The following is an 18,530-nucleotide window of genomic DNA, read 5'->3' as shown; positions in this document are numbered from 1 at the left end:
TGGATCAGGTCTGTGCCATGTCCACGAAACGCGAGTAGTGGCCCTGGAAGGCGACCGTGATCGTCGCCGTCGGGCCGTTACGGTGCTTGCCGACGATGATGTCCGCCTCGCCCGCGCGGGGCGACTCCTTCTCGTACGCGTCCTCGCGGTGCAGCAGGATCACCATGTCCGCGTCCTGCTCGATCGACCCGGATTCACGCAGGTCGGAGACCATGGGCTTCTTGTCCGTACGCTGCTCTGGGCCACGGTTCAGCTGGGAGAGCGCGATCACCGGCAGCTCCAGCTCCTTGGCCAGCAGCTTCAGGTTTCGCGACATGTCCGAGACTTCCTGCTGTCGGCTCTCGGCCCGCTTGGAGCCGCCGGACTGCATCAGCTGGAGGTAGTCGATGACGACGAGCTTCAGGTCGTTGCGCTGCTTGAGGCGGCGGCACTTGGCGCGGATCTCCATCATCGACAGGTTCGGGGAGTCGTCGATGTAGAGGGGGGCGGCCGAGACGTCCGGCATGCGGCGGGCGAGCCGGGTCCAGTCCTCGTCCGTCATCGTGCCGGAACGCATGTGGTGCAACGCCACGCGTGCCTCGGCGGACAGCAGACGCATCGCGATCTCGTTGCGCCCCATTTCGAGGGAGAAGATCACGCTCGGCATGTTGTGCTTGATCGAACAGGCCCGTGCGAAGTCCAGCGCCAGCGTCGACTTACCCATGGCGGGACGGGCCGCGATGATGATCATCTGGCCGGGGTGCAGGCCGTTGGTGAGCTGGTCGAGGTCGGTGAAACCGGTCGGCACACCCGTCATCTCGCCCGACCGCGAGCCGATCGCCTCGATCTCGTCGAGGGCGCCTTCCATGATGTCGCCGAGCGGGAGGTAGTCCTCGGTGGTGCGCTGCTCGGTGACCGCGTAGATCTCGGCCTGGGCGCTGTTGACGATCTCGTCGACGTCGCCGTCGGCCGCGTACCCCATCTGGGTGATGCGGGTGCCGGCCTCGACGAGGCGGCGCAGCACCGCGCGCTCGTGGACGATCTCCGCGTAGTACTCGGCGTTCGCCGCGGTCGGGACCGTCTGGACGAGCGTGTGAAGATACGAGGCGCCGCCGACCTTGGTGATCTCGCCGCGCTTGGTGAGCTCGGCGGCGACCGTGATCGGGTCGGCCGGCTCGCCCTTGGCGTACAGGTCGAGGATCGAGGCGTAGATCGTCTCGTGCGCGGGCCGGTAGAAGTCGTGGCCCTTGAGGACCTCGACGACATCGGCGATGGCGTCCTTGGAGAGCAGCATGCCGCCGAGCACCGACTGCTCGGCGTCGAGGTCCTGCGGGGGGACGCGTTCGAAGGAGGAGCCCCCGCCGTCCCAGCCGCCCTCGCGTCCGCGCTCGTGCTGCTCGTCGCGGCTTCGCCCTCCGTCGCGGCGCTGGCGGGAGACGGGCAGACGGTCACTGGGACCGCTGTCGGCCCAGGGGTCGTCCAAAGGCTCGGAGATACTCACCGGGCCACCTCCTCCCGTCCGCCGCGCGGACCTCGCCGTGCCCCATTTCCTACGGCACGACACTGACAAATCAGGGGGCCCAACTCCGGTTCTGACGCGTCGGTTTTCCTGGGTTTCCGAGGTCGTACGACGAGGCGGGCGCCGGACCACGGTAGGCCTGCGGGCACCGTCAGCCAATCTGGTTATCCACAGGCGGTGTGGATGACGGGCCCGATGCTGTGGAGAAACCCGTCAAACCTGTGCACGGCCCGGTGGACAGCCTTGTGAACAAGCCCTCAGCTGCCGCCGCACACCCGCCCTGACCTGCACCTTTCCCGTCCACCGGCTGTGCAGAAGAAAAACTTTCCCCAGCGGACCAAGATCACGACAAACGGCGCGTCAAGCAGCGTCCAGCGGCCGTCCAGGTAAGGGTCTCAGGCGTCTTGCATCTCTTACCTGTGGAAGATTAGATTGGTGCCCATGACACAGGCTTCCGCCGCGCCCAAGGACAACCGCCAACGGTACGGCCGGCACGACCGAGAGATCATCGCGCTCGCCGTCCCCGCCTTCGGCGCGCTGGTCGCCGAGCCCCTCTTCGTGATGGCCGACAGCGCCATCGTGGGCCACCTCGGCACCGCGCAACTGGCCGGCCTCGGAGTCGCCTCGGGCCTCCTCACCACCGCGGTGAGCGTGTTCGTCTTCCTCGCCTACGCCACCACCGCCGCCGTCGCCCGCCGCGTCGGCGCCGACGACCTGTCGGCAGCCATCCGCCAAGGCATGGACGGCATCTGGCTCGCACTGCTGCTCGGCGCTGCGGTCATCGCCGTCGTCCTGCCCGCAGCACCCTCGCTCGTGGAGATGTTCGGCGCCTCGGACGCGGCGGCCGGATACGCGGTCACGTATCTGCGGATCTCCTCACTCGGCATCCCCGCCATGCTCGTCGTGCTCGCCGCCACCGGTGTACTGCGCGGCCTGCAGAACACCAGGACCCCGCTCTACGTAGCCATCGGCGGCTTCGTCGCCAACGGCGTCCTCAACGTCGGCCTCGTCTACGGCGCCGACCTGGGCATCGCCGGCTCCGCCTGGGGCACCGTCATCGCCCAATGCGGCATGGCAGCGGTCTACCTCTTCGTCGTCGTACGCGGTGCCAGACGCCACGGCGCCTCACTGCGCCCCGACGCCGCCGGGATCCGGGCCTGCGCACAAGCGGGGGTTCCGCTCCTGGTCCGCACGCTCTCCCTGCGAGCCATCCTGATGATCGCCACCGCGGTGGCGGCACGCATCGGTGACGCCGAGGTGGCCGCTCACCAGATCATTCTCGCCCTGTGGAGTTTTCTGGCCTTCGCGCTGGACGCCATCGCCATCGCCGGGCAGGCGATCATCGCCCGCTACCTCGGCGCCAACGACGCGGAAGGCGCCCGCGCCGTCTGCCGACGCATGGTGCAGTGGGGCATCGCCTCGGGCGTCACGCTCGGCCTGCTCGTCGTCCTGGCCCGACCGCTCTTCATCCCGCTCTTCACCAGCGACGCCGCCGTCCAGGACACGGCACTGCCCGCTCTCATCGTCGTGGCGCTCGCCCAGCCGATCTGCGGCATCGTCTTCGTGCTCGACGGCGTCCTGATGGGCGCCGGTGACGGGCGGTACCTCGCCTGGGCGATGCTGCTCACGCTCGCGGCGTTCACACCGGCCGCCCTGCTGGTGCCGACTCTAGGCGGCGGCCTGACCACCCTGTGGGCAGCGATGACCCTCATGATGACGGTGCGCATGCTGACCCTCTGGCTGCGCTCCCGCTCCGGCCGCTGGATCGTCACGGGCGCCACGCGCTGAACGCTTCACGCTGTTTCACGTGAAACCACGGCACCGGCGGTACGGACGTAGCGCATACAACGGGCCACCCCCACGAGTAGAACGGGCCACCCCACGAGAAAGGGGCCGCACCCAGCGGGTGCGGCCCCTTCACTCAGTCCAGCCAAGCGCAGTGCTTAGGCGGAGACGACCTCGACGTTGACCTTCGCGGCAACCTCGGGGTGCAGACGCACGGACGTCGCGTGGGCGCCCAGCGTCTTGATCGGCGAGCCCAGCTCGACGCGACGCTTGTCGATCTTCGGGCCACCGGCAGCCTCGATCGCCGAAGCGACGTCAGCCGGGGTGACGGAACCGAAGAGGCGACCGGCCTCGCCGGAGCGGACGGCCAGACGGACCTTGACGCCCTCGAGCTGCGCCTTGATCTCGTTGGCCTGCTCGATCGTCGCGATCTCGTGGATCTTGCGCGCACGACGGATCTGCGCGACGTCCTTCTCGCCACCCTTGGTCCAGCGGATCGCGAAGTTCCGCGGGATCAGGTAGTTGCGGGCGTAGCCGTCCTTGACGTCTACGACCTCGCCGGCGGCACCGAGGCCGGAGACCTCGTGGGTGAGGATGATCTTCATTAGTCGGTCACCCTTCCCTTATCGCGCGGTGGACGTGTAGGGCAGCAGCGCCATCTCACGGCTGTTCTTCACGGCCGTGGCGACGTCACGCTGGTGCTGCGTGCAGTTGCCGGTCACGCGGCGGGCACGGATCTTGCCGCGGTCGGAAATGAACTTCCGCAGCATGTTCGTGTCCTTGTAGTCCACGTACGTGACCTTGTCCTTGCAGAAAGCGCAGACCTTCTTCTTAGGCTTGCGCACAGGCGGCTTCGCCATGGTGTATCTCCTGTGTGATCAAGAAGTGGGGGTACGACCCACCCTCGGCCCGAAGGCCAGAAGCCCTGAGGCTTAGAAGGGGGGCTCGTCCGAGTAGCCGCCACCGGAGCCGCCGGAGCTTCCGCCCCAGCCGCCACCGCCGCCGCCCTGCTGCTGGCCGCCGCCGGCCGGAGCACCGGTCGCCCAGGGGTCGTCGGCGGGAGCACCGCCGCCGCCCTGCTGCTGACCGCCGCCGGAGCCACCGCCCCAGCCGCCGCCCTGCTGGCCGCCGCCGCCACCGCCGCCGTAACCACCCTGGCCGCCCTGGCCACCGCGACCGGTGGTCTTGGTGACCTTGGCCGTGGCGTTCTTCAGGCTGGCGCCGACTTCCTCGACGTCCAACTCGTAGACCGTGCGCTTGACGCCCTCACGGTCCTCGTAGGACCGCTGCTTCAGTCGGCCCTGCACGATGACGCGCATGCCTCGCTGGAGCGACTCCGCGACGTTCTCCGCCGCCTGACGCCAGACCGAGCAGGTCAGGAACAGGCTTTCGCCGTCCTTCCACTCATTCGTCTGACGGTCGAAGGTGCGGGGGGTGGACGCGACACGGAACTTCGCGACCGCCGCACCGGAGGGGGTGAAGCGCAGCTCGGGGTCGTCGACAAGATTGCCGACGACCGTGATGACGGTCTCGCCTGCCATGGGGGAACCTCTCGGCGGGTTTGCTGCTGGCTGCTTGTTGCTGCTACTCGATTCCCGGGTGCCGCTGAGCTAGAAAGCTCAGTGCATCTCGGGACGGAGGACCTTGGTCCGGAGGACCGACTCGTTCAGGTTCATCTGTCGGTCGAGCTCCTTGACGACCGCAGGCTCGGCCTGGAGGTCGATGACCGAGTAGATGCCCTCGGGCTTCTTCTTGATCTCGTAGGACAGACGACGACGGCCCCAGGTGTCGACCTTCTCGACCTTTCCGTTGCCCTCACGGACGACGGAGAGGAAGTTCTCGATCAGCGGGGAGACAGCGCGCTCCTCGAGATCGGGGTCGAGGATGACCATCACTTCGTAGTGACGCATGTGGAACCCACCTCCTTTGGACTCAGCGGCCACGGTCGTTCCGTGGCAGGAGGGTCGTGATGCGTACGCAACCGTATCGGCCGCCACTGACAATCGGCTTCCGCGAGCGGGAGCTCCTGCCGTGGCCCGGGCAGACACGGGTGCAGACGGTACAGACTACCCGCACCGAGGCTTCCGGTTGAAATCCGGCGGGGGACGGGCAGAATCTGTACACATCGGGTGTGTATGGCGCTACGATGCGCCGCTCTCCGCAGGAGGTGCCTCACATGGCACAGACGGTGCGACACAACACCACTACCTCGCTCTTCGCCTCGGACGGCAAGTCCCATCCGCTCCAGGACACGCTGGTCGGCGTGACGCTGGTGCTGGGTGCGATCGCGTTCGTGACGGCGATGTTCCACAACCTCCATCTGCTCAGCTCGTGGACGGGCCTGGTCGGGATCCTCACCGGCGCGTACGGCCAGTTCATCTCGGCGACGACCCGCGAACGCTTCGGCCTGATCCTGGGCATGGGCGCCGCGGCGATCGGGTTCTTCCTGGGCATGGCACACGGCGGACTCTTCGGCGGAATCGTCGGCTGACCGCCCCTCGGCACCCCGGTCCCGGGCGGGGCCGGGGGTCGAGGTTGCGTACGGCCAGTCGGGGCGCTCGCGGGGCGCAGTAGGCTTCGGCGCGAGAGCCGGAGCCCCTGAACCCATGGGGACACACCAGCCCGAGGAGCGCCCCGAATGAGTCTGACCCTGAGGACCATCAGCCGCGAGCAGCATCTGGCGTATATCCAGACACTGCCGTCGGCGAGTCATTGCCAGGTCCCGGCATGGGCTGACGTGAAGAGCGAATGGCGCTCGGAGAACCTGGGCTGGTTCGACGACAGGACCGGCGAGCTGGTCGGTGCGGGCCTGGTGCTCTACCGGCAGCTGCCCAAGCTGAAGCGGTATCTCGCGTACCTCCCCGAGGGGCCGGTCATCAACTGGTACGCCCCGAACCTGGACGAGTGGCTCCAGCCGATGCTGGCGCACCTCAAGCAGCAGGGCGCTTTCTCCGTGAAGATGGGCCCGCCGGTCGTGATCCGCCGCTGGGACGCTCCGGCGATCAAGGCCGGCATCCAGAACCCGGACGTGAAGCGGCTGCGGGACGTCGAGGCGACGTTCATCGAGCCGCGCGCCTTCGAGGTCTCCGACCGGCTGCGCCGGATGGGCTGGCAGCAGGGCGAGGACGGCGGCGCCGGCTTCGGTGACGTACAGCCCCGGTTCGTCTTCCAGGTGCCGCTGGCCAACCGCTCTCTGGACGAGGTCCAGAAGGGCTTCAACCAGCTGTGGCGGCGCAACATCAAGAAGGCCGAGAAGGCCGGCGTCGAGGTCGTCCAGGGCGGCTACCAGGATCTCGCCGAGTGGCAGCGCCTCTACGAGATCACGGCAATCCGCGACAAGTTCCGCCCGCGGCCGCTCGGTTACTTCCAGCAGATGTGGCAGGCCCTCAACTCCGAGGACCCCAACCGCATGCGGCTGTACTTCGCGCGGCACAACGGCGTGAACCTGTCGGCCGCCACGATGCTCGTCGTCGGCGGGCACGTCTGGTACTCCTACGGCGCGTCGGACAACATCGGGCGCGAGGTCAGGCCCTCGAACGCGATGCAGTGGCGGATGCTCCGCGACGCGTACGCCATGGGCGCCACGGTCTATGACCTGCGCGGCATCTCCGACTCCCTGGACGAGACGGACCACCTCTTCGGTCTGATCCAGTTCAAGGTGGGCACCGGTGGTGAGGCCGCCGAGTACATCGGCGAGTGGGACTTCCCGCTCAACAAGCTGCTGCACAAGGCGCTCGACATCTACATGTCGCGCCGCTGATCCCGCACAATTTCGCTTCATAACTCTGATACACCGCAGACACGAGAAAGGTTCCGGGATCCAGCCATGGCGCTCACGCTCTATGTCGACACCGCGCGCTGGCGGGCACATCACAAGCACGTGCTGGAGCAGTTCCCGGGCATCGTCCCGGTCTGCAAGGGCAACGGCTACGGCTTCGGTCATGAGCGCCTGGCCGAGGAAGCCACGCGCTTCGGCTCCGACATCCTCGCCGTGGGTACCACCTACGAGGCGGCCCGGATCAAGGACTGGTTCAGCGGTGACCTGCTGGTCCTGACCCCGTTCCGGCGGGGCGAGGAGCCCGTGCCGCTGCCCGACCGCGTGGTCCGCTCCGTGTCGTCGCTGGACGGCGTGCACGGCCTGGTGGGCGCCCGCGTCGTCATCGAGGTCATGTCCTCGATGAAGCGCCACGGCATCAGCGAGCAGGAGCTCCCGCAACTGCACGCCGCCATCGAGGACGTACGGCTCGAAGGCTTCGCGCTCCACCTGCCGCTGGACCGCACCGACGGCTCCGACGCCGTCGAGGAGGTCATCGGCTGGATGGACCGCCTGCGCGCCGCCCGTCTGCCGCTGCACACGATGTTCGTCAGCCACCTCAAGGCCAACGAACTGGCCCGCCTCCAGCAGCAGTTCCCGCAGACCCGCTTCCGGGCGCGCATCGGCACGAATCTCTGGCTGGGCGACCACGAGGCCACCGAGTACCGCGGCGCCGTCCTGGACGTCACCGCCGTCGCCAAGGGCGACCGCTTCGGCTACCGCCAGCAGAAGGTCGCGTCCGACGGCTGGCTGGTCGTGGTCGCGGGCGGCACCTCACACGGCGTCGGCCTGGAGGCCCCGAAGGCGCTGCACGGCATGATGCCGCGCGCCAAGGGCGTGGCCCGGGCGGGCCTCGCGACCGTCAACCGCAACCTCTCGCCGTTCGTCTGGGCGGGCAAGCAGCGCTGGTTCGCGGAGCCCCCGCACATGCAGGTCTCCATCCTCTTCGTGCCCTCCGACGCGCAGGAGCCCAGGGTCGGCGAGGAACTGGTGGCCCATCTGCGGCACACCACGACCCAGTTCGACCGCATGGTGGACCGCTGAGGCACTGCCGGAGCACCCCGCACCACACCGAGGGGGCCCGGACACGACATGCGTCGTGTCCGGGCCCCCTCGGCCGTATGACGGCCCTGTCCGCCGCCGCTCTCCTCATGTTCGCTCAGGGCGAACACCCGCCGCGCGCCTGACGGCGGGACAGCTCAGCGCGGCAGATCGGTCGCCGTCCCCCACTTCACGAACGGCCCCTCGGCCGAGTGCGCCACAGGCCGCGCCGGCTGCGCCACGGGCCCGAGCACGAAGACGTCCTCCGCGCCGTCCAGGGCGCCGCCCGACGGGTCGTCGTCGCCTCCCCGGCGCACCACGTCCCGCTCCGGCATCAGGATGTCGCGTACGACCACCGCGCACAGGTACAGCGTCCCCAGCAAGTGGACGGCGATGGCGACCTGATAGCCCTCGGTGGGCAGGCCTTTGTGCGCGTCTCCGCTGGTCGTGTACGCCAGGTACATCCAGATCCCGAGGAAGTACGCGACCTCGCACGCCTGCCAGATCAAGAAGTCGCGCCAGCGGGGCCTCGCGAGCGCGGCGAGCGGGATCAGCCACAGGACGTACTGCGGTGAGTAGACCTTGTTGGTGAGGATGAAGGCGGCCACGACCAGGAAGGCGAGTTGCGCGAAGCGCGGCCGACGCGGCGCGGTCAGCCCGAGCGCTCCTATGGCCAGGCAGGCCAGGAGCATCAGCGCCACCGCCAAGGTGTTGACGGTATCGACGGGCAGCGGTGACTGCATGCGCTGGTTGAGGATCAGCCAGAACGACCCGAAGTCGACGTCCCGCTCCTGGCTGAAGGTGTAGAACTTCGACCAGCCCTCACCGGCGAGCAGTATCACCGGGAGGTTGACCGCCAGCCAGGTGCCCACGGCGCCGAGCAGGCCGGCCCCGAACTCCCGCCAGCGGCCCGCGCGCCAGCACAGGATCAGCAGCGGCCCCAGCAGCAGCACGGGATAGAGCTTGGCGGCCGTGGCGAGCCCCAGGAGGATGCCGAAGGCGAGGGCACGCGCGCGTGCCCACATCATCATCGCGGCGGCCGTGAGGGCGACGGCGAGCAGATCCCAGTTGATGGTGGCCGTCAGCGCGAAGGCCGGTGCGAGGGCGACGAGCAGGGCGTCCCAAGGGCGACGCCGATGCGTTCGTGCCACACAGACGGCGACGACGGCCGTGCAGACCATCAGTATCCCCGCGTTGACCATCCAGTAGATCTTCTCCTGGTGCTGGATGGATCCGCTGCCAGGCGTCACCCAGGAGGCCATCTCCATGAAGATGCCGGTCAGGACCGGGTACTCGAGGTACTCCATGTCGCCGGGCAGCTTGTCGAAGTACGGCACCAGGCCGTCGGCGAAGCCTCGCCCTTCGTACAGATGCGGGATGTCGGAGTAGCACGCGCGCGTGTACTGCGAGCTCGCCCCGGAGAACCACGCGCCGTTGTAGCACGGCAGCTTCTGGACCATGCCCAGCGCGAACATCCCGATCGCGATGAGCGCGATGACGCGGACGGGAGACCACCACTGCGCCACGGACAGCGCTCTTCGGCCGAGGGGACCGCCGAGCAGCTCACTGCCGGCCCGGGCGACCTCGTCCTCCTTCGTCGGCCGCACCGGCTCCGGTTCCTGCGGGCTCACGGGCTCGTACGCGCTCGTGCTCGGCGTCTCTGCGCCGGGACCGGCGCTGGGGTCTGCACTGGGCATGCCCGACATCCTGCCGTACGCGGCTGGGGACGCGCCGAGGGCCGCCACACCGGTCGGTGTGGCGGCCCTCGTTTCACGTGAAACATCCGCGGGGGAGGCCCCGGCTCAGCCTCTCGGGCCGCCGAAGATCCCTCCGCCGTTCTGGTTCCCCCGGTCGTCGCCCGGCGGATCGTCCGTGGGCGGCGGTGATTCCCCACCCGGGTCTCCGTTGGCGCCACCGTCCTCGGCACCGCCGTCCGCGCCGCCGTCGTTGTTGCACTCCCAGTCCCACTGGCTGCAGGACTCCTCGGGGTCGGGTGACTGCGTCGTGGGGGGCTTGGTCGTCTCCGTCTCCGTGGGCGTCGGGGACGAGGGCTCGTCCTCCGGCTCCTTGGTGGCCGTGGGGCTCGGCGGCGGAGGCGGTGTCTCACCGACGAGCTGACCGATCGGCCCCGGCGTCGGGAAGGACCGCACGGGCTCGCCCTTGAGCGCCTTCGACATGTAGTCCTGCCAGATCTTCGCCGGGAACGAGGCGCCGTGGATCTTCTCCTCGCCACCCGTGCCGAACATCTCCAGGAACTCGCGCTTCTTGTTGGTCTCGTCGTCGTCGAGCCGGTACATGCTGATCGCCGTCGAGAGCTGCGGGGTGTAACCGACGAACCAGGCGGACTTGTTGCCGTCCGTCGTACCGGTCTTGCCCGCGACCGGGCGGCCGCTCAGCTGGGCCGAGGTGCCGGTGCCCTTCTCCACGACGGTCCTCAGCACGTCGGTGACGTTGTCGGCGACCTGCGAGGTGAAGGCCTGCTTGGTCTTCATCTCGTGCTCGTAGACAGAGTCGCCCTTGTACTCGACCTCCTTGACCGAGTACGGCTCGTTCTGCTTGCCGCTGGCCGCGAACGTGGAGTAGGCCCCGGCCATCCGGATCGCACTCGGCGACGAGGTGCCGAGCGAGAAGGAGGGGTAGTTGGCGCTGGCCATGGAGCTGTCGTCCTTGAGGCCGGCGTCAATGGCCGCTTCCTTCACCTTGTCCAGACCGACATCCATACCGAGCTGCACATAGGCCGAGTTGACCGACTCCCGCATCGCCTCACGAAGGTCGATCTGGTAGCTCGGAGGGTTGTAGGACGCGTCTCCGTCGTTCTTCTGGAGCCACTCCTTGCCCTCGCGGTCGGTCCAGACACTGCGGTTGTAGTTCTTGATCTTCAGCTCGTTCTTGCCGCTGTACAGGCTCTTGGGGTTGACCACAGTGCGCTCGGCATTGCTCTGCACCTCCGGGCCATCAGGGTTGCGTACGCCGTACTTGAAGGCGGCGGCCAGCACGAACGGCTTGTACGTCGAACCCACCTGGGCGCCGGTCTGGTCGGCGTTGTTGGTGAAGTGCTTCGTCGCGTCCTCACCGCCGTAGATGGCCTTGATGGCGCCGCTCTTGGGATCCACGGAGGCACCGCCGAACTGGACGTGCGTGTCCTTCTCGGGACGCAGCTTCGGCTTGATCTTCTCCTTGCGGACCTTGTTCACCGCGTTCTCGAGTTCCTTGACCTTCTTCCTCTCGAAGGTCGTGTGGATCTCGTAGCCGCCCTGCTGGAGCTGCTCGGCGGTGATGTCCGTGTTGCGGATGACATAAGCCTTGGCCAGGTCCACGAGGTAACCGGTCTGGCCGCCCAGCTGGGTGTTCGACCGCGGGTTCTGGAGCTTCGGGAACACCTTGTACTTGTTCCGCTGCGCGGCGGTCAGGTGGCCGTCCTTGACCTCCTCGTCGAGGATCCACTTCCACCGCTTCTTGGCGCGCGCGGTGTTGTCCTTCTGGTTGGCCGCGGGGTCGATCTCGGGGTAGCCGGCCGGGTCGTAGTACGTGGCACCCTTCAGCACCGTCGCGAGGAGCGCGCACTGGCTCGGGTCCAGGTCCGTCGCTTCCTTGTCGAAGTAGGCCCGGGCGGCCGCCTGGATGCCGTAGGCCCCACGACCGTAGTAAGCGGTGTTGAGGTAGCCGGCCATGATGTCTTCCTTGGATTCGGTCCGGCCGACCTTTATGGAGATGAAGAGCTCTTTGAACTTGCGGCTGAACGTCTGCGACTGATCACCGAGGCGTGCGTTCTTGACGTACTGCTGGGTGATCGTGGAGCCACCCTGGGTCTGCCCGCCCTTGGCCATGTTGACCACGGCACGCGCGATGCCCATGGGGTCGACGCCCTTGTCGTCCTCGAACGTCTTGTTCTCCGCCGACATGACGGCGAAGCGCATCTCCTTGGGGATGTCGTCGTAGTCGATGATCTGGCGGTTGCGCTCACCACCGGTCGCGACCATCTGCTTGCCGTCGGCCCAGTAGTAGACGTTGTTCTGGGCCGTGGCCGCCTTGTCGACCTCGGGGACCTCCACCAGGGCGTACGAGATGCCCGCGACGGCCATCAGACCGCCGACGAAGCTCAGAAACAGGCCCGTGACCAGGCGCCACGACGGCACCCAGCGTCGCGCGCCCCGCTTGCCCGCGCGCGGGTAGTCGATGAACCTCTTCTTGCCGGGCTGCTGGGGTCCACGGCCCCTGCCGCGCCCGGGGCCGGATCCGCCGGAACCGCCGGGTCCACCCCCGCCACGGCGTCCTCCACCACCGGCACGTCCGCCGCCGGAGGCCTCGGCCGCCCTGCGGCGACCGCCTCCCGCCCCGACCGAACCACTGCGTTGCGCGGCTCGCCGGGCCTGGGCCCGGCCTCCGTAGGCCTGGTCCCCCTCGTCCGGGGCCCCGGCTCCAGGTGCCCCATAGGAGGAAGAGGACGGTCCAGTGGCATCTCTCGGCGCCGCACGGCGGCCCGACGGCGCTCCTGGGGCGCCACGCCTGGCCGCGGCGCGTCCGCCGCCCTGCGGCTGCGGCGGTTTGCGACGGTGCTCGCTCATCGAACGATTACTCCTCGGGCAGGCGCAGCTGTCCGCGCCTGGAAACGGCGGCTGGTTTCCGGTCCCCCCGACGTACGGATGCGCCCGTTCCGGCGCTCACCCGCACCACACCGGGGACGACGACGCTCCCTGGCGTCACTTGGTTCCCGGCGGCATACATGGCGCACAGACTACGCACCGTCAAAACCCTCGTAGAGCCGAAGTTCACCCCAAATCAGGCAAGTTACTTCCTACGAATCGGTGATGTGACGCCGTTCACCGTGCCCCCTCTTGTCTCATGCGGGTCACCGTTCTATCGTCTCGATGTATCGAGTCGATACATCAGCTCGGCATAAAGGCCGTACTGAGGGACTGCGGCAGACGGGAGGCGAAGATGAGCAGGCGCTCCGGCATCCTGGAATTCGCCGTCCTCGGCCTCCTCCGTGAGTCCCCGATGCACGGCTATGAGCTGCGGAAACGTCTCAATACGTCGCTGGGAGTCTTCCGCGCCTTCAGCTACGGGACCCTCTACCCCTGCCTCAAGACGCTGGTCGCCAACGGCTGGCTGATCGAGGAGGCGGGCAGCGCCTCCGAAGACGCGCTCGCGGCTCCACTCACCGGGCGCCGCGCCAAGATCGTCTATCGGTTGACGGCGGAAGGTAAGGAGCACTTCGAGGATCTGCTCTCGCAGACCGGCCCCGACGCGTACGAGGACGAGCACTTCGCCGCCCGCTTCGCCTTCTTCGGGCAGACCTCGCGGGACGTACGCATGCGGGTGCTCGAGGGCCGCCGCAGCCGACTCGAAGAGCGCCTGGAGAAGATGCGCGCCTCCCTGGCCCGTACCCGGGAGCGCCTGGACGACTACACGCTTGAGCTGCAGCGGCACGGCATGGAGTCCGTGGAGCGCGAAGTGCGCTGGCTGAACGAGCTCATCGAGAGCGAGCGAGCGGGACGGAACCAGCAACGGCCCTCCCGCGAAAGCTCCGCTCAGCAGGACAGCACATCTGGGGAGTCGGCGGGCCTGCCCCGGCGGCGGGAGAACGACCCGCCGCCGGATCCGTCCGATGACCCCGCCAAGTGAGACCCAGCGTTCCGCCGGGTCTCATCCGGAATACCGAGATCACACAGGGAGCAACCGGAATGGGTTCGGTTCGCGTAGCCATCGTCGGCGTGGGCAACTGCGCCGCCTCGCTGGTCCAGGGCGTCGAGTATTACAAGGACGCCGACCCGGACGCCAAGGTCCCGGGCCTGATGCACGTCCAGTTCGGCGAGTACCACGTCGGTGACGTCGAGTTCGTCGCCGCCTTCGACGTCGACGCGAAGAAGGTCGGCCTCGACCTCGCGGACGCCATCGGTGCCAGCGAGAACAACACCATCAAGATCTGCGACGTGCCGAACACCGGCGTGCAGGTCCAGCGTGGCCACACCCTCGACGGCCTGGGCCTGTACTACCGGCAGACCATCGAGGAGTCCGCCGAGGCGCCCGTCGACGTCGTCCAGGTCCTCAAGGACCGTGAGGTCGACGTCCTCGTCTGCTACCTGCCCGTCGGTTCCGAGGACGCCGCGAAGTTCTACGCGCAGTGCGCCATCGACGCCAAGGTCGCGTTCGTCAACGCGCTGCCGGTCTTCATCGCCGGTACCAAGGAGTGGGCGGACAAGTTCACCGAGGCCGGCGTGCCGATCGTCGGTGACGACATCAAGTCGCAGGTCGGCGCCACCATCACGCACCGCGTGATGGCGAAGCTGTTCGAGGACCGTGGTGTCCGCCTTGAGCGCACGATGCAGCTCAACGTCGGCGGCAACATGGACTTCAAGAACATGCTGGAGCGCGACCGCCTGGAGTCGAAGAAGATCTCGAAGACGCAGGCCGTCACCTCGCAGATCCCCGACCGCGAGCTGGGCGAGAAGAACGTCCACATCGGCCCGTCGGACTACGTCGCGTGGCTCGACGACCGCAAGTGGGCGTACGTCCGCCTCGAGGGCCGTGCCTTCGGTGACGTCCCGCTGAACCTGGAGTACAAGCTCGAGGTCTGGGACTCCCCGAACTCCGCGGGTGTCATCATCGACGCCCTGCGCGCGGCGAAGATCGCCAAGGACCGCGGCATCGGCGGCCCGATCCTCTCCGCGTCCTCGTACTTCATGAAGTCCCCGCCGGTCCAGTACTTCGACGACGAGGCCTACGAGAACGTCGAGAAGTTCATCAAGGGCGAGGTCGAGCGCTAAACAGCTCGCTCCTTGTCACTCGTCGAGGGTCCCCGGGCATTCCACCCGGGGACCCTCCTCGTATGTGAGGGTGTGCCCCATGGCTGTCGTCGGTGACCTGCGTGTCCTGCTGCGTCTGCGGGACTTCCGGCGCCTGCTCGCCGTACGGCTGATCTCGCAGAGCGCGGACGGCGTCTACCAGGTCGCCCTCGCGACCTACGTGGTCTTCTCACCGGAGAAGCAGGCCTCGGCCGGAGCGATCGCCTCCGCGATGGCCGTGCTGCTCCTCCCGTATTCGCTGGTCGGCCCCTTCGCGGGCGTCCTCCTGGACCGCTGGCAGCGTCGGCAGGTCTTCCTCCACGGCAACCTCCTGCGGGCGGCACTGGCGGCCCTTACCGCTCTGCTGATGCTCAGCGGCGTCCCCGACTGGCTCTTCTACGCCTCCGCGCTGTGTGTCACCGCCGTCAACCGCTTCGTGCTCGCGGGGCTCTCCGCCGCGCTGCCGCGGGTGGTCGACGCCGATCGCCTGGTCATCGCCAACTCGCTCTCGCCGACCGCGGGCACACTCGCCGCGACCGTGGGCGGCGGCCTCGCCTTCGCCGTCCGGCTGTCGGGCTCGGATTCGGACGCGGTGGTGGTCCTGCTCGGGGCGGCCCTGTACCTCTGCGCGGCGCTCGCCTCGCTCCGCATGGCGCGTGACCTGCTCGGCCCCGACCCCGACCTGGTGCGGCCCCGCCTCGGGGAGGCGCTGGTCGGCACGGCCCGCGGCCTGGCGGCGGGGCTACGACACCTGGCCCAGCGCCCGGCGGCCGCCCGCGCGCTGGGCGCGATGACGGTGCTGCGGTTCTGCTACGGCGCGCTCACGGTCATGGTCCTGATGCTGTGCCGGTACGCGTGGACATCCACGGAGTCCGAGGGGCTGGCGCTGCTCGGCCTCGCGGTCGGCGTCTCCGGGGCGGGCTTCTTCGTGGCGGCGCTGGTGACCCCCTCCGCGGCGGGCCGACTGGGACCGGGCGGCTGGATCGCCGCGTGCGCGGCCACGGCGACGGTCCTGGAACCGGCCCTCGGCCTCACCTTCGCCCCCGTGCCTCTGCTCATCGCCGCCTTCGTCCTCGGCCTGACGACGCAGGGCGCGAAGATCGCCACGGACACGGTGGTGCAGTCCTCGGTGGACGACGGTTTCCGCGGCCGGATCTTCTCCCTCTACGACGTCCTCTTCAACGTCGCGTTCGTGGGCGCGGCGGCAGTGGCGGCGCTGCTCCTGCCGGCTGACGGCCGGTCGGTTCCGCTTGTCGTCATGGTGGCTCTGTTGTACGCAGCGATTGCGGCGACTATGACCCGCTTTGACGTGCAGTAAGTGTCACATCAGTGCCACAGAGCCTCTCTGGGCTTCAGAGATACGGCTGCGCCCCGATAACTTACGGGCGTCTTATTCGCGCCATCGCGCTCTCGTTCGAGGGGACCCCCAAAAGTGACCACTCCGCCGCCCCAGGGCCAAGCTCCGTACCCGCCTCAGGGCCAGAACCCGTACGGACAGCAGGCCCCGGGCGCGCCGTATCAGCAGCAGGGGGCTCCCTACCCTCCGCAGCAGGGCGCGCCGTACCCGCCCCACCAGGGTGGGCCCGTGCCCCCGCCGGCTGCTCCTCGCCGGGGCGGCAAGAAGCTCCTTCTGCGCATCGGCGGGTTCGCCCTCGTCGCCATCCTCATAGCCATCGGCAAGTGGTACTTCGGCTCCAGTGACGCCGAGACCACCTCCGTGGGCAGCTGCATGCAGAACAAGGGCACATTGAGCACGCCTGACCTGCGTGACGTCGACTGCTCGTCGAGCGACGCCGAGTTCAAGGTCGTCGAGAAGTTCGACAACACCAGCGACGGCGACAAGTGCGAGGCCGTCAAGACGTCGGAAATCGCCTACTACCAGGAGGGCGAGGGCCACAACGTGGTGCTCTGCCTCAAGAAGGTTAAGTAGGCGACGAAGAGGGGCGCTGTTTCACGGTTTCACGTGAAACAGCGCCCCTCGGCACGTTTGGGGCGGGTGAGTGTTTCACGTGAAACATCCACCCACCTTCAGCCTCAGTCCTGCGCCGCCCACCACTCCTTGAGCACCGCCACCGCCGCGTCCCGCTCCATCGGCCCGTTCTCCAGCCGCAGCTCCAGCAGGAACTTGTAGGCCTTGCCGATCACCGGTCCAGGGCCCACGTCCAGGACCTGCATGATGTCGTTGCCGTCCAGGTCGGGGCGGATCGAGTCCAGCTCCTCCTGTTCCTGGAGGCGGGCGATGCGTTCCTCCAGGCCGTCGTACGCACGCGACAGCGCGTTCGCCTTGCGCTTGTTGCGCGTCGTGCAGTCGGAGCGGGTCAGCTTGTGCAGGCGCTCCAGGAGCGGCCCGGCGTCGCGTACATAGCGGCGTACGGCCGAGTCCGTCCACTCACCCGTGCCGTAGCCGTGGAAGCGCAGGTGGAGCTCGACGAGGCGCGAGACGTCCTTCACCAGCTCGTTGGAGTACTTGAGCGCCGTCATGCGCTTCTTGACCATCTTGGCCCCGACCACCTCGTGGTGGTGGAAGGAGACCCGCCCGTCGCTCTCGAAGCGACGGGTCTTCGGCTTGCCGATGTCGTGCAGCAGCGCGGCCAGCCGCAGCGTGAGGTCCGGTCCGTCCGTCTCCAGCGCCATCGCCTGCTCCAGGACGATCAGCGAGTGGTCGTAGACGTCCTTGTGACGGTGGTGCTCGTCCCGCTCCAGGCGCAGCGCGGGCAGCTCCGGCAGGACCCGCGCGGCGAGCCCCGTGTCGACGAGGAGGGCGAGGCCCTTGCGCGGGTACGCGGAGAGGAGCAGCTTGTTCAGCTCGTCCCGTACCCGCTCCGCGGACACGATGTCGATGCGCTCGGCCATGGCCTTCATCGCGGCGATGACCTCGGGCGCCACCTCGAAGTCCAGCTGCGCGGCGAACCGCGCGGCCCGCATCATCCGCAGTGGATCGTCCGAGAAGGACTCCTCGGGGGTCCCCGGCGTGCGCAGGACACGCTCGGACAGGTCCTCAAGGCCTCCGTGCGGGTCGACGAACTCCTTCTCGGGGAGCGCCACGGCCATCGCGTTCACGGTGAAGTCACGGCGGACGAGATCTTCCTCGATGGAGTCGCCGTAGGACACCTCGGGCTTGCGCGACGTCCTGTCGTACGCCTCGGACCGGTACGTCGTGACCTCGATCTGGTAGCCCTCTTTCTGGCAGCCGACCGTGCCGAAGGCGATTCCGACCTCCCACACCGCGTCCGCCCACGGTCGGACGATCTTCAGTACGTCCTCGGGGCGGGCGTCGGTCGTGAAGTCCAGGTCGTTGCCGAGCCGGCCCAGGAGCGCGTCCCTGACCGAGCCACCGACCAGGGCGAGAGAGAACCCGGCCTCCTGGAAACGGCGGGCGAGATCGTCCGCGACAGGGGATACACGCAGCAATTCGCTGACCGCGCGGCGCTGCACCTGGCTCAGTGCGCTGGGATTGTCTTCGTTGGCGTTCGGCACAACAGAAAAGGGTACGTGCCCCGGGCGCCCGGGGCCGACCCGATTACCGCCGGGCCGTCCGCGCCGTCCAGGGCTCGCGCCGCGTCCCGGCCAGGTCTTGCGATCATGTGGAGCAGACCGCGGCACTTCG

Annotated in this window: 16 protein-coding genes; 8 read left to right on the top strand and 8 right to left on the bottom strand. The window is 68.2% G+C overall.

The genetic code is table 11. The annotated features are described in order from the left end of the window. Positions 1–4: 4 nt before the first annotated feature. Positions 5–1,480, bottom strand: coding sequence for a replicative DNA helicase (dnaB, locus tag ACF062_RS23575; protein ID WP_205033763.1), 1,476 nt, complete (start codon positions 1,478–1,480; stop codon positions 5–7). A gap of 459 nt (positions 1,481–1,939) precedes the next feature. On the opposite strand from dnaB, the gene ACF062_RS23570 reads away from it, so the two are divergent. Beyond that, positions 1,940–3,286, top strand: coding sequence for an MATE family efflux transporter (locus tag ACF062_RS23570; protein WP_392140924.1), 1,347 nt, complete (start codon positions 1,940–1,942; stop codon positions 3,284–3,286). Between the two features lie 155 nt (positions 3,287–3,441). On the opposite strand, the gene rplI is transcribed toward ACF062_RS23570, so the two are convergent. The 4 genes from rplI to rpsF all read right to left on the bottom strand — a co-directional run bounded on the left by rplI (position 3,442) and on the right by rpsF (position 5,193). Next, the gene (rplI, locus tag ACF062_RS23565) at positions 3,442–3,888 is read right to left on the bottom strand and encodes a 50S ribosomal protein L9 (RefSeq protein WP_392140922.1); all 447 of its coding nucleotides are present in this window, start codon (positions 3,886–3,888) and stop codon (positions 3,442–3,444) included. Between the two features lie 18 nt (positions 3,889–3,906). Beyond that, a complete protein-coding gene (rpsR, locus tag ACF062_RS23560; protein WP_003949403.1) occupies positions 3,907–4,143 on the bottom strand; it encodes a 30S ribosomal protein S18 in 237 nt (78 codons plus the stop codon). A 72-nt stretch (positions 4,144–4,215) separates the two neighbouring features. Then, positions 4,216–4,824, bottom strand: coding sequence for a single-stranded DNA-binding protein (locus tag ACF062_RS23555; protein WP_392140920.1), 609 nt, complete (start codon positions 4,822–4,824; stop codon positions 4,216–4,218). A gap of 78 nt (positions 4,825–4,902) precedes the next feature. Further along, a complete protein-coding gene (gene rpsF, locus ACF062_RS23550; protein ID WP_016644628.1) occupies positions 4,903–5,193 on the bottom strand; it encodes a 30S ribosomal protein S6 in 291 nt (96 codons plus the stop codon). Between the two features lie 266 nt (positions 5,194–5,459). On the opposite strand from rpsF, the gene ACF062_RS23545 reads away from it, so the two are divergent. The 3 genes from ACF062_RS23545 (at position 5,460) to ACF062_RS23535 (ending at position 8,141) form a co-directional block, all read left to right on the top strand. Next, a complete protein-coding gene (locus ACF062_RS23545) occupies positions 5,460–5,774 on the top strand; it encodes a hypothetical protein (protein WP_392140918.1) in 315 nt (104 codons plus the stop codon). A gap of 147 nt (positions 5,775–5,921) precedes the next feature. Then, the gene (locus ACF062_RS23540; protein WP_223775641.1) at positions 5,922–7,043 is read left to right on the top strand and encodes a peptidoglycan bridge formation glycyltransferase FemA/FemB family protein; all 1,122 of its coding nucleotides are present in this window, start codon (positions 5,922–5,924) and stop codon (positions 7,041–7,043) included. 66 nt (positions 7,044–7,109) lie between these two features. Continuing rightward, complete coding sequence (locus tag ACF062_RS23535) at positions 7,110–8,141, top strand: alanine racemase (RefSeq protein WP_223775642.1); 1,032 nt, start codon at positions 7,110–7,112, stop codon at positions 8,139–8,141. Between the two features lie 155 nt (positions 8,142–8,296). On the opposite strand, the gene ACF062_RS23530 is transcribed toward ACF062_RS23535, so the two are convergent. Next, positions 8,297–9,844, bottom strand: a complete 1,548-nt coding sequence (locus ACF062_RS23530) for a glycosyltransferase family 87 protein (protein WP_392141210.1) — start codon at positions 9,842–9,844, stop codon at positions 8,297–8,299. Positions 9,845–9,940: 96 nt separating this feature from the next. Further along, complete coding sequence (locus ACF062_RS23525) at positions 9,941–12,703, bottom strand: transglycosylase domain-containing protein (RefSeq protein WP_392140915.1); 2,763 nt, start codon at positions 12,701–12,703, stop codon at positions 9,941–9,943. Positions 12,704–13,076: 373 nt separating this feature from the next. Between ACF062_RS23525 and ACF062_RS23520 the strand changes: the two genes are divergently transcribed. The 4 genes from ACF062_RS23520 (at position 13,077) to ACF062_RS23505 (ending at position 16,853) form a co-directional block, all read left to right on the top strand. Further along, on the top strand, positions 13,077–13,763 hold the full coding sequence (locus ACF062_RS23520) for a PadR family transcriptional regulator (RefSeq protein ID WP_392140913.1): 687 nt from the start codon (positions 13,077–13,079) through the stop codon (positions 13,761–13,763). Positions 13,764–13,822: 59 nt separating this feature from the next. Continuing rightward, positions 13,823–14,905 carry an inositol-3-phosphate synthase gene (locus tag ACF062_RS23515; RefSeq protein WP_392140911.1) on the top strand — a complete coding sequence of 361 codons (1,083 nt, stop codon included), beginning with the start codon at positions 13,823–13,825 and terminating at the stop codon, positions 14,903–14,905. A gap of 79 nt (positions 14,906–14,984) precedes the next feature. Next, positions 14,985–16,241, top strand: coding sequence for an MFS transporter (locus tag ACF062_RS23510; RefSeq protein ID WP_392140909.1), 1,257 nt, complete (start codon positions 14,985–14,987; stop codon positions 16,239–16,241). Between the two features lie 267 nt (positions 16,242–16,508). Then, positions 16,509–16,853 carry a hypothetical protein gene (locus ACF062_RS23505; RefSeq protein WP_392140907.1) on the top strand — a complete coding sequence of 115 codons (345 nt, stop codon included), beginning with the start codon at positions 16,509–16,511 and terminating at the stop codon, positions 16,851–16,853. Between the two features lie 104 nt (positions 16,854–16,957). On the opposite strand, the gene ACF062_RS23500 is transcribed toward ACF062_RS23505, so the two are convergent. Beyond that, the gene (locus tag ACF062_RS23500) at positions 16,958–18,400 is read right to left on the bottom strand and encodes a CCA tRNA nucleotidyltransferase (protein WP_392140905.1); all 1,443 of its coding nucleotides are present in this window, start codon (positions 18,398–18,400) and stop codon (positions 16,958–16,960) included. Positions 18,401–18,530 lie beyond the last annotated feature (130 nt).

Origin of the sequence: Streptomyces sp. NPDC015345, assembly GCF_043078805.1 — a bacterium.
Lineage (GTDB): Bacteria > Actinomycetota > Actinomycetes > Streptomycetales > Streptomycetaceae > Streptomyces.
The sequence above is the reverse complement of the archived record's forward strand: the minus strand, read 5'-3'. Positions and strand labels throughout refer to the sequence as shown.

Coding starts and splice junctions, on each gene's coding strand:
- ACF062_RS23570 (WP_392140924.1), top strand. CDS start 1,940: ATGACACAGGCTTCCGCCGCGCCCAAGGACAACCGCCAACGGTACGGC.
- rplI (WP_392140922.1), bottom strand. CDS start 3,888: ATGAAGATCATCCTCACCCACGAGGTCTCCGGCCTCGGTGCCGCCGGC.
- rpsR (WP_003949403.1), bottom strand. CDS start 4,143: ATGGCGAAGCCGCCTGTGCGCAAGCCTAAGAAGAAGGTCTGCGCTTTC.
- ACF062_RS23555 (WP_392140920.1), bottom strand. CDS start 4,824: ATGGCAGGCGAGACCGTCATCACGGTCGTCGGCAATCTTGTCGACGAC.
- rpsF (WP_016644628.1), bottom strand. CDS start 5,193: ATGCGTCACTACGAAGTGATGGTCATCCTCGACCCCGATCTCGAGGAG.
- ACF062_RS23545 (WP_392140918.1), top strand. CDS start 5,460: ATGGCACAGACGGTGCGACACAACACCACTACCTCGCTCTTCGCCTCG.
- ACF062_RS23540 (WP_223775641.1), top strand. CDS start 5,922: ATGAGTCTGACCCTGAGGACCATCAGCCGCGAGCAGCATCTGGCGTAT.
- ACF062_RS23535 (WP_223775642.1), top strand. CDS start 7,110: ATGGCGCTCACGCTCTATGTCGACACCGCGCGCTGGCGGGCACATCAC.
- ACF062_RS23530 (WP_392141210.1), bottom strand. CDS start 9,844: ATGTCGGGCATGCCCAGTGCAGACCCCAGCGCCGGTCCCGGCGCAGAG.
- ACF062_RS23525 (WP_392140915.1), bottom strand. CDS start 12,703: ATGAGCGAGCACCGTCGCAAACCGCCGCAGCCGCAGGGCGGCGGACGC.
- ACF062_RS23520 (WP_392140913.1), top strand. CDS start 13,077: ATGAGCAGGCGCTCCGGCATCCTGGAATTCGCCGTCCTCGGCCTCCTC.
- ACF062_RS23515 (WP_392140911.1), top strand. CDS start 13,823: ATGGGTTCGGTTCGCGTAGCCATCGTCGGCGTGGGCAACTGCGCCGCC.
- ACF062_RS23510 (WP_392140909.1), top strand. CDS start 14,985: ATGGCTGTCGTCGGTGACCTGCGTGTCCTGCTGCGTCTGCGGGACTTC.